Raw genomic sequence first — 10,933 nt, forward strand, 5'->3', positions numbered from 1 at the left:
AGAATCCACTTAAGAGATGGGGTTGATATTATGAAATTAACTGTAGAAAAGCTTCTGTTACTAGACGCTTACAGAGGAGCTAAGCTTGTTGGAGGAAGTAAAGGAATAAACAAAGAGGTTACTGGTATTACAATTATTGAGGATATTACCATTGGTGAGTGGCTAAAGGGAGGTGAAATATTAATCACAAGTTTGTTACCATTTAAGGATTACTCTGAAAACGAAATAGTAAGTTTTTTCACTAATTTACTTATTAGTAAGAATCTAAGTGCAATTATCATTAAAGTAGGGAAAATAGTTAGTGAGATTCCTGCCAGATTAATTGAATGGGGAAATGAAAAATCAGTACCCATTATTGAAATTCCAAGAGATATACTTTATACAGATATTATGTATCCTGCTATGGCTGAGGTGATGAAAAGTCAAGTCAATAAATTGACTTATTTTAAATCAGTACATGAAAAATTTAGAGATATGGCTATCAGGAACTATCCAATAATAGCAGTAATAAAAGCATTGTCAGATATTATTAATAATCCTGTTGAGATTTATGATAAGAATTACAACTTGATGCATAGCACTTTGGAAGAGCCGATAGGAATTACAATTAATAGTAATTTTACCAGAAGTCAATTAGGTAGAGGAATTATATATCTTCAAAAAAATAATGATGACGGCAGTGAAAACGCTAACAAGGTAATTGTTGAAATATCTGCACTAGAAAATACAAAAGCGTATCTTTCTATTGTAGAGATCAATAAAAAAGTAGATGATATGGACCTCATTGCAATAGAGAATGCTTGTACTAATATATCGTTAATAATGGCAAAGGACATAGCTGTTAAAGAAGTTGAAGAACGTTTTATGAATGACATAGTAAATGATTTAATATTTGGATCTCCTAATCTAAATAATTCTCTAATAGAGAGAGCAAATATAGCTGGTATTGATTTATATGGTTCTTATTCTATAGTAGTTTTAAACTTTAAATATAATCTAAATAATATCAAGAACAGTCTAAAGAACTTTCTCGGATTATTAGTTAAACAGTATAACGGAGTTTATTCCTTAAAGAATGATCACGTGATTATTTTTGTTAAATTAAGTGAAAATGGAAAATTTAGCGAAGTCATACAAGATATTAAGCAAAGAACTATAAAATTAATGAATTTATTAGAAAAAAAATATCCTCAAATCTGCTTTAGTGGAGGTATAGGAAATAAAGTTAATGGATTTGAAAGTATTAGAAAAAGCTATAATGAAGCAGTTGAAGCAGCAAATGTAGGATTAGAACTTTATGGTGAAAACATAATAATTAGCTATGATGAGTTAGGAATTTTCAAACTCATAAGGGATATCTCACTTAATAGGGATATAAGTGAATATATACCTAAGACAATAATACAACTAAGAGATATAGATAGTAGCAAGAACAAGGAATTGTTAAAAACTTTAGAAGTCTATATTAAAAACAATAGGAATTTAAGGATTACAGCAAATGAGCTTTTCATTCATCCTAAGACTGTCTCATACAGGATAGGACAGATTAAAGATATTACTGAGATCGATTTTGATGATTATGATAAGTTATTAGAAATTCAATTTGCAATTAAAATACTTAAATTTTTAAAAAGAAATAATTAAGACGAAAGAGGGATGAAATCATGGATAAACAAAACAGTCAAAATCATAATGGATTTAAAGCTTTCCTCGAAAGAAAAAACATTGAAATTAGTTTCCAAAGATACTTAATTGATGCGCTATCGTATATGGCTTTAGGATTATTTGCAACTTTAATAACTGGTGTAATATTTAGAACGATTGGTGAAAGATTACACATACCTTATTTTGTAGATGTTATTGGCGCAAATGCAGTTGCTGTGTCAGGACCTGGTATTGCAGTTGCTGTAGCTCTAGGATTAAAATCACCGCCACTTGTTACTTTTGCATCTGTTATTAATGGAATCGTTGGATACTCTCTAGGTGGACCCGTTGGGGCTTTTCTAGCTGCAGTAGTTGGTGCTGAGTTTGGTAAAGCCGTCTCAAAAGAAACACCTGTTGATATAGTTGTGACCCCTGCTGTAACAGCTATATTTGGTACAATAGTTGGAACCTTAGTTGGACCAGGAATAAATGAGTTTATGATTGGGCTTGGTGCAATAATTATGAGAGCCACGGAGCTGCAACCAATACCTATGGGTATGCTTGTTGCCGCTATAATGGGCATTACTCTAACCTTACCTATAAGCAGTACTGCTATTGGTATAATGATAGGTATTTCTGGACTCGCATCTGGTGCTTCTGTTGTAGGCTGTTGTGCTCATACTGTTGGATTTGGGATCCAAAGCTATAGAGAAAATGGATTCTCGGGATTAATTTCTCAATCATTAGGTTCTCCTATGATTCAAATAGGAAATATAGTTAAAAAACCTATACTCATGGTTCCACCTACAATTACAGCTATAATACTTGGACCATTAGTAACAACAATATTTAAGATGGAAAGTGCTACAGTTGCTGCTGCTACAGGTACTTCAGGATTAGTTTCTCCACTAGGAGTATTAGCAGGAATGACACAAGCAGGTTATCCAGCGGGAGAAATCTGGTTAAAGATAATAATATTCTGTTTTGTAGCTCCTGCAGCATTAACTTGGATTATCTCAGAAATATTTAGAAAAGTTGGCTGGATAAAAGAAGGAGATTTAAAATTAGATATTTAACCAGCATAATAATCAAAAAAGGAGTGAATAAAATGATTTATGGATTAATAAAGAAAAACACTTATCAAGACTCAGTAAATTTGATGGTTTTAAGTAGTAAACTTTCAAATTTAGAGGGAATTAATAAGGTATCTATAATGATGGGAACACCTGCAAATAAAGAAATTTTTCAAAATACTGGTATGTATGCTTCAGAGTTTGAAGATGCAAGCCCTAACGACATTTGTATAGCAGTAGATACTGAGAATTCAGACTTAGTTAAATTAGTATCTGATGAATTAGGTAACTTTATTAAAGAACAATCTTCAAAATCTAGTGCCTCTAAGCTATCAGTATCTAGAACATTAGAAGGAGCATTAAATAGCCTGCCTGATGCCAATTTAGCTTTAATCTCTCTTCCAGGAGAATATGTATATAAAGAGGTTGATCGCTTATTAGATAAAGATATGAATGCATTCATTTTCAGCGATAATGTATCTATAGAAGATGAGAAAAAGCTAAAGCAAAAAGCTCACGATAAAGGTTTATTAGTAATGGGACCAGATTGCGGTACTGGAATAATATCTAATTTACCCCTGGCTTTTGCTAATGTTATACCAAAAGGAAATATTGGTATTGTAGGAGCATCAGGTACTGGAATTCAGGAAGTTACATCAATAATTGGTAGAAATGGTGGAGGGATATCTCATGCTATAGGAATTGGTGGTAGAGATTTATCAGAAGAAGTAGGCGCTATTTCAGCTATTGATGCACTTAATATGCTAAACAAAGATGAAAATACTGATGTAATAGTATTTATTTCTAAACCACCAGCACCATCAGTAAAAAGCAAGGTAATTGAAGTTATTAGAACTTTAGATAAAAAAGTAGTAGCTTTGTTTTTAGGTGAAAAGTCTGAAGTTAAAGAAGATAATATTAGTTATGCTTGGACTCTTGAAGAAGCAGCTTACCAAGCTTTGATGGTTTCTAAATCATTTAAGAGATATGGTAAAAACATAGAAGGTTTAACTGAAAAACTAAATGTAATAAAAAATAATCCAAGACAAAGAAAAATCCACGGATTTTTCGGTGGAGGTACTTTAGCTGGAGAAGCAGCTATGTTATTAAAGGATTTCTTTAATATTAAAGATGATAAGCATACTGAAGGATTTATGCTTATCTTTGAAGATCATTTAATTATAGACTTTGGTGACGATATGTATACTAAGGGAAGACCTCATCCTATGATAGATCCTAGGACAAGGATCGAGGCAATAAACAAGCTTGATGAACAAGATGAAGTTGCTGTTGTTCTATTCGATAATGTACTAGGATATGGATCAAATGATGATATGGCTGGAGCTTTAGTTCCTGCAATTAAAAAAGTTTCTAAATTAAAAAAATCAAAAGGACAAGAAATAATATTTATTGCTTCCATATGTGGTACTGAAGAAGATTTCCAGGTTTATAGCTCTCAAGTTGAAAAATTAAAGGATGCAGGAGTAATCGTTTTAGATACTAATGCTGAAGCAACATTTACAGCTATTGAAATACTAAAATATCTTAATTCAAAAGATGAATGTAAAGTATCAAAAGAAAGCAATGATACACTTTTAAATAGTGAGCTTAAAATTATCAATATCGGACTTGAAAGTTTTGCAAATACGATATTAAAGCATAATGGACAAGTAGTTCAATATAATTGGGCACCTATTGCAGGTGGAGATAAAAAAACACAAAGCTTATTAGACAAACTAAATTCTTTATAGGAGGTATTTTATCATGCAATATAAAAATTTAAATGAAGCAAACCAAGCGGTAATTAACAAAATCTTATCTGCACAACCATATTTAATAGATGTAGTACCAGCTAAAAGTGTAATCAAAGAATTAAATGGTAAAGTATTGCTTCATGCAGGTCCACCAATTAAGTGGGAGCAAATGACTGAACCAATGCAAGGTTCATGCTACGGTGCAACGATATTTGAAGGGTGGGCTAATAACGAAGAAGAAGCACATAAACTTCTTTCTAGTGGAGAAGTAGAGTTTATACCTTGCCACCACGTTAGTGCTGTTGGGCCAATGGGAGGCATAACATCAGGAAATATGCCGGTTTTAGTTGTTGAAAATAGAGATGGCGGGAATAGAGCATACTGTACAATGAATGAAGGTATTGGTAAAGTTTTGAGATTCGGTGCATATAATGAAGAAGTTGTTAATAGACTTCACTGGATGAGAAATATTTTAGGGCCAACATTATCAAAAGCCCTTACATTTACAGAAAATGGAATGAACTTAAATGTTATTGTTTCTAAAGCAATCACAATGGGTGACGAATTTCATCAAAGAAATATAGCTGCTTCAGCATTATTTATGAAAGACATTATGCCATTTGTATTAAAAACAGACATCGAAGAAAAAGACTTAGAAGATGTAACAAAATTCTTAGCAGATACAGATCAATTTTTCTTAAATATCATGATGGCTTATTCAAAATCAGTAATGGATTCAGCTAGAACTATTCAAGAAGGAACTATTGTAACTGCTATGACTAGAAATGGTCATGAATTTGGTATAAGAGTATCAGGAATGGGTGACCAATGGTTTACAGCACCTGTTAATACACCTGAAGGACTTTTCTTTACTGGATATAGCCAAGATGATGCTAATCCAGATATAGGAGATAGTGCAATTACTGAAGCATTTGGTGTAGGGGGTATGGCAATGATAGCTGCTCCTGGTGTAACTAGATTCGTAGGAGCTGACGGATTTGAAGCAGCTCAGAGCATCAGTAATGAGATGAAAGAAATATGTGTAGATCACAACCCCAATTTATCTATTCCAACATGGGACTTCAAAGGTGCTTGCCTTGGAATTGATGTAAGAAAAGTTGTAGAAACTGGTATAACACCCCTAATAAATACAGGAATTGCACATAAGAAAGCTGGAGTTGGTCAAATAGGAGCAGGTACAGTTAGGGCACCTCTTGCATGCTTCACTAAAGCATTAGAAGCATTAGTTGAAAAATACACAAGCTAATGACAATGATTATTAGTCCGTTATTTATAAGTGAAGAAATCTTTGAGGTCATTACTTTGACCTCAAAGATTTCCATTCACAGCGTCTTCAATAATAGCTTTAATTTTAAATTAGGCAAAGCCATTGTTAATGTAAGTCATAATAAAAATATTTTACCGCCATACGGGATTGTTCTTGACAACAGAGATTTTGAGATTTTAAAGAAACAAATAAACAGCGAATCATTACAATTTAATGTATCTGATAAGAGCATTATTGTCAATCATATTGAATTGTTATTTGGAAATGAAACTAAAAAATATGATTCAACTATGAGAAAAGCAAAAAATAAAATATATAGTTCAAAAATACGAAAATTAACACAGAAAGTTCTAGGCTATGGAAAACAGAATGGGTTTAGCATAGAGAATGATATAATGTTTGATATTATTCAGAATATAGATAATAATTCATATAATTATCTATATGATAAAAATGCTTCAGAATTTTTCTTAAAGTTAGAACTACTAGCTAATTTTATTTTATATGGTGAAAATCAAGAAACTTTAGAATATTTCTTGGGAAGGGGCATGGGCTTGACACCATCAGGAGATGATTTTTTAGTAGGTATACTCAGTGTTTTTTCATCATACGGCGTGTTCCAACAAAGCATATGGGAAATAAGGGATTTAATATTAAAAAATAAAGGAATATACACAAATGATATTAGCGAACAGTTTTTAATCCTATCCACAGAAGGTAAATTTAGTATGAGTGTAATTTCATTGCTTAATACTCTTAGTGATGAAGAATTTGATGATGAAATTGTAGACAATGTATTGAATTATGGGCAAAGCTCAGGAGTAGATATTATATTGGGAATTGTTTTTGCTTATAAAGTTATGAATGGGAGGAACCAATATGAGTAAAATAATGATTGCACTTGGAGGAAATGCATTAGGTAACAGTCCTCAAGAACAATTACAGTTAGTTAAAAATACTGCTAAGCCTATTGTAGATTTGATTGAAGATGGACATACTGTGGTATTAGCACATGGTAATGGACCACAAGTTGGAATGATAAATTCTGCACTAGAAACTGCATCAAGTATTGACGGAAGAACTCCTGAAATGCCTTTTCCAGAATGTGTTGCCATGAGTCAAGGTTATATAGGATATCATCTTCAAAATGCTATTGCACTTGAACTAGCAAATAGAAATATATATAAATCTGTAGTTTCTTTAATTACACAAGTAATAGTAGATAAAAATGATGAAGCTTTTAGTAATCCTTCTAAGCCTATCGGAGGATTTTTCAGTAAAGAAGAAGCAAATGAATTGGAAGCAGAAAAAGAATACACAATGATTGAAGATTCAGGAAGAGGATATAGAAGGGTAGTTGCTTCACCAAAACCTATAGATGTAGTTGAAAAAGATATTATCAGTGATATCGTAGACAATGGACATATTGCAATTGCTGTAGGAGGCGGAGGAATTCCTGTTGTAAAAAAAGGCAATGCTTTAGTTGGAGTTCCTGCAGTTATTGATAAAGATTTGGCAGGACAAAAGCTAGCAGAGCTTCTTGATTGCGATACGTTATTTATCTTAACTGCCGTAGAAAAAGTAGCAATCAATTTTGGAAAGCCTGATCAAATAAGCTTAGATCAAATTACAGTAAGTAAAGCATTAAAATATATTGATGAAGGTCATTTTGCTCCTGGAAGCATGAAACCAAAGGTAGAGGCTGCAATCGAATTTGCTCAATCAAAAGAAGGAAGAACAGCGATTATTTCTTCTTTAGAATGTGCAAAAAAAGCTATCCTAGGAGAAACAGGAACTAAGATTTATTAATAATAAATGAGCTGGTTGAGGTATAATTTTATCTTGACCAGCTTAAATTTTTGCATAATTTATGATTATGTTTTGTATTAGTATTCAATAAAAATATAAATGAATGTATCGATTTAATGTAGATAGCTTGTTCTAAGGATTTTCGCTATAATTAACTGAGTATAGAGGTTGGCAAGGAGGAGCTCTGAAAAAAGTGTTCCTTATTTTTTTGTTTAAAAAATATTATGAAAATTAATACTATAATCTAGGATAGATTATTTATAATCGAAGCATATATGATATTATATTTATAGTTATTTTTTTTCAAATGATAAGGAAGTGAGATTATGATACATATTAGCATACCATCATATAAGGACATAAAAATTAAAAATGTAGTGTTTGATTATAATGGTACTCTTGCAACAGATGGAATAGTAGATACAGATATAAAAAATAAGCTCAAAGTACTTCAGAAGAAAGTAGATATTTATGTACTTACTGCAGATACATATGGAAATGTGGCAAAAAACTTAGCAGATACTAAACTAAAAGTACATATCATATCTAAGGAAAATGGAACTGATGACAAGGCTAACTTCGTTAGAAAACTAGGAAGTAGTACTTGTATAGCTGTAGGAAATGGTAATAATGACAGTCTCATGATAAAAGAAGCTGAAATAGGGATATGTATTATAGGGAATGAAGGATGCTCAACCAAGGCATTATTTAATAGTCAAATAGTTTTTAAAAGCATAAATGACTGTTTGGAGCTATTACTTAATACAAATAGATTAATTGCAACACTAAGGGGATAGGGGGAATTTTTTTGAGAGTACCTAGAGTATTTAAAGTATATTCAGGATTACCTAGAAGTATTTATGTATTGTTTTTTGCAAGAATCATTAACAGCTTAGGGGCATTTGTATATCCATTTTTGACATTGTTTCTAACTGACAAGCTTGGAGTGGGAGAAAGAGAGACTGGATTATATTTCATGATAGCCGCAATAGTTTCCGTGCCAGGTTCATTTATTGGTGGCTTTTTATCAGATAGAATTGGAAGAAAAAAGATAATCGTACTTTTTCAAGGATTAGCAGCACTAATGTTTATTCCTTGTGCATTTTTAGAGTATTCTTTATTAATACCTAAGTTGATCATATTAGGAAATTTTTTTGGAGGAGCTGCTCAGCCAGCATATAGTGCAATGATAGCAGATATAACTACTGAAGAAAATAGAAAGTCTGCTTTTTCACTTCTTTACCTTGGAATTAATGTGGGTTTTGCAGTAGGGCCTTTGATTGCAGGTTTCTTATATAACAATTATATTAAATGGATATTCATAGGTGACGCTGCAACCACAATTTTATCTCTTATCTTAATAACTGTATTAGTTGAAGAATCAATTCCATCTTCAGATAAGGTAAAGCAAAGCTACGATATTGATAGTCATGAGAAGGCAGAGGATGGTTCATTTATAGCAGTATTGTTTAGGAGACCTGCGTTATTAGCTTTCGCAGTAGTATCAACAATATACTCCTTTGTTTTTGCACAACATGGATATAGTATTCCTCTTCAGATAAAAGAAATCTTTGGAGTAGAAATTGGATCTAAAATGTTTGGAACTCTTATGACTACTAATGCAGTTGTAGTACTTGTGATGACTTTATTTGTTACAGATCTGACTAAAAAAATTAAGCCCATATTAAATATTGCAATGTCTGGAATAATGTGTGCTATAGGTTTTGGTATGCTGTATTTTGCAAATAAATATATAGTTTTTTTTATCTCTACGGTTATTTGGACTATAGGTGAAATATTACAAGCAACTAATTCTGGTGTATATATTGCAAATCATACTCCTATGTCACATAGAGGAAGATTTAATTCTATTCTTCCTATAATATCAGGCTCAGGTTGGGCAGTAGCACCTTTCGTTATGGGGGGAGTAATAGAAAATTATAGTGTAAGAACTGTGTGGCCTATAACATTTATATTAGCAATTAGTGCAGCGTCACTAATGTACATTTTGTATATAGCTGAAAAAAGATCAGAGAAAAGAAAAGCTGTCTAAATAAAAAGTTATATCAAATATACTTTTATTAGGAGCGATGAAAATGATTGATAGAAATAAAAAAAGATCATATATTATAGTTTTGCTGCCTTTACTACTGGTACTGATATTATTTAGTACTATAAGTAGCTACAAAATCATTAATAATCGAAATACTAGAATAGCAAATGTAAATAATAACTTACATAATGGCGGAATAGTAGCAAAACAAGGTGGATTTATTTACTATATTACTAATTCAAGAATCTTTGTTATGAAAGAAGACGGTACTGATAAAAGAGAAATATTTAAAGATCGACCTAGAGCTAACAGATGCTTAAATGTAAAAGACAATTATCTTTATTACTTGTCTGATAATTTCATAATTAAATTTGATATTATTAATAAAGTAAAAGCACAAATTGAACCAAATATAAAGTATATTTCTCATTTAAAACTAAGAAATAATTGGCTTTATTATACTGGATGGACTGAAGAATCGGGAGCGGGTGTTTTTAGAACTTCTATTGATGGAAGTGAAACTGAATTAGTATTAGAAGAAGATGAATTTTATAATTTATTTTGGACTAATGATTGGATTTATTATCGTAAAGAAGACAAAGTATTCAGAACTAAGTATAATAAAAACAGTAAAGAAATTCAGTTAAACAATATTAACCCTAAAGAATTTGTTGTAGTAGATAAGTATATTTATTACTCAAACCATGAAGATGGAGGGAAAATATACAGAGCAGATGTTAATGGAAATAACAAAACAAAGATTAACGATGATAATTCTTGTGGACTTAATGTATATGGTGATTGGATATATTATTCAAATATTGATGATGGAATGACTATATATAAAATAAAAACTAACGGTTTAGAGAGAATAAAGCTTAATGATAGTATGGTTATTCGTAAACATATAGTTGGCGATTGGATTTATTATCAAAGTGAAGATGACTTTAAAACATACAGAATGAAGACAGACGGAACATCAAATGAACTATTTGAATGAGTTAAATAGTTCATTTTTTATGCAAGTTATGCCTGATATTATACCACTTATGTCAAATGGCTTGTACTATAAGTAAAATTGTGGTATTTTTGACTTAAATAAACTCTAACTTATTATTATAACTTTCTTTTCTATATTGTATGTTAGTTCTTTATTAATGGTTTTTATGCTAGGACATAGCTTTACCACCTTTGGTGATAAAGAAAAAATAGATGATTTAGTCCAGCTAAGAAATGTCAATAGTTAAATCTAAAAATATTTGATATTTCTTCAAGTTAAAAAAGGGTAACATCAATAAGCCTTTTGAGAGTA

General features: G+C 31.3%; 9 protein-coding genes. All 9 read left to right on the forward strand.

The window, feature by feature from the left end; all coding sequences use genetic code 11:
* Positions 1–30: 30 nt before the first annotated feature.
* The 9 genes from HNR33_RS20490 to HNR33_RS20530 all read left to right on the forward strand — a co-directional run bounded on the left by HNR33_RS20490 (position 31) and on the right by HNR33_RS20530 (position 10,621).
* Entirely contained in the window at positions 31–1,644 is a 1,614-nt protein-coding gene (locus tag HNR33_RS20490) for a PucR family transcriptional regulator (protein WP_429087315.1), read from the forward strand.
* 20 nt (positions 1,645–1,664) lie between these two features.
* Complete coding sequence (locus tag HNR33_RS20495) at positions 1,665–2,720, forward strand: PTS sugar transporter subunit IIC (protein ID WP_429087317.1); 1,056 nt, start codon at positions 1,665–1,667, stop codon at positions 2,718–2,720.
* 32 nt (positions 2,721–2,752) lie between these two features.
* A complete protein-coding gene (gene fdrA / locus HNR33_RS20500) occupies positions 2,753–4,468 on the forward strand; it encodes an acyl-CoA synthetase FdrA (RefSeq protein ID WP_429087319.1) in 1,716 nt (571 codons plus the stop codon).
* A gap of 13 nt (positions 4,469–4,481) precedes the next feature.
* Positions 4,482–5,738 (forward strand): YlbE family protein, encoded by a 1,257-nt coding sequence (locus tag HNR33_RS20505; protein ID WP_429087321.1) that lies wholly within the window; start codon positions 4,482–4,484, stop codon positions 5,736–5,738.
* A gap of 5 nt (positions 5,739–5,743) precedes the next feature.
* Complete coding sequence (locus HNR33_RS20510; protein WP_429087323.1) at positions 5,744–6,646, forward strand: oxamate carbamoyltransferase subunit AllH family protein; 903 nt, start codon at positions 5,744–5,746, stop codon at positions 6,644–6,646.
* Positions 6,639–7,568, forward strand: a complete 930-nt coding sequence (arcC, locus tag HNR33_RS20515; RefSeq protein ID WP_429087325.1) for a carbamate kinase — start codon at positions 6,639–6,641, stop codon at positions 7,566–7,568. The genes HNR33_RS20510 and arcC overlap by 8 nt, the downstream gene beginning before the upstream one ends.
* A 326-nt stretch (positions 7,569–7,894) precedes the next feature.
* On the forward strand, positions 7,895–8,365 hold the full coding sequence (locus HNR33_RS20520; RefSeq protein WP_429087326.1) for an HAD family hydrolase: 471 nt from the start codon (positions 7,895–7,897) through the stop codon (positions 8,363–8,365).
* Positions 8,366–8,376: 11 nt separating this feature from the next.
* Positions 8,377–9,621, forward strand: a complete 1,245-nt coding sequence (locus HNR33_RS20525) for an MDR family MFS transporter (RefSeq protein ID WP_429087329.1) — start codon at positions 8,377–8,379, stop codon at positions 9,619–9,621.
* Between the two features lie 43 nt (positions 9,622–9,664).
* Positions 9,665–10,621, forward strand: a complete 957-nt coding sequence (locus HNR33_RS20530; protein ID WP_429087330.1) for a DUF5050 domain-containing protein — start codon at positions 9,665–9,667, stop codon at positions 10,619–10,621.
* Positions 10,622–10,933: the final 312 nt, after the last annotated feature.

Source organism: Brassicibacter mesophilus, from assembly GCF_050433385.1.
Lineage (GTDB): Bacteria > Bacillota > Clostridia > Tissierellales > Proteiniboraceae > Brassicibacter > Brassicibacter mesophilus.

Bases quoted from the DNA above. Each gene is read 5' to 3' on its own strand.
- arcC (WP_429087325.1), top strand. From the start codon at position 6,639: ATGAGTAAAATAATGATTGCACTTGGAGGAAATGCATTAGGTAACAGT.
- HNR33_RS20505 (WP_429087321.1), top strand. From the start codon at position 4,482: ATGCAATATAAAAATTTAAATGAAGCAAACCAAGCGGTAATTAACAAA.
- HNR33_RS20490 (WP_429087315.1), top strand. From the start codon at position 31: ATGAAATTAACTGTAGAAAAGCTTCTGTTACTAGACGCTTACAGAGGA.
- fdrA (WP_429087319.1), top strand. From the start codon at position 2,753: ATGATTTATGGATTAATAAAGAAAAACACTTATCAAGACTCAGTAAAT.
- HNR33_RS20530 (WP_429087330.1), top strand. From the start codon at position 9,665: ATGATTGATAGAAATAAAAAAAGATCATATATTATAGTTTTGCTGCCT.
- HNR33_RS20510 (WP_429087323.1), top strand. From the start codon at position 5,744: ATGATTATTAGTCCGTTATTTATAAGTGAAGAAATCTTTGAGGTCATT.
- HNR33_RS20495 (WP_429087317.1), top strand. From the start codon at position 1,665: ATGGATAAACAAAACAGTCAAAATCATAATGGATTTAAAGCTTTCCTC.
- HNR33_RS20520 (WP_429087326.1), top strand. From the start codon at position 7,895: ATGATACATATTAGCATACCATCATATAAGGACATAAAAATTAAAAAT.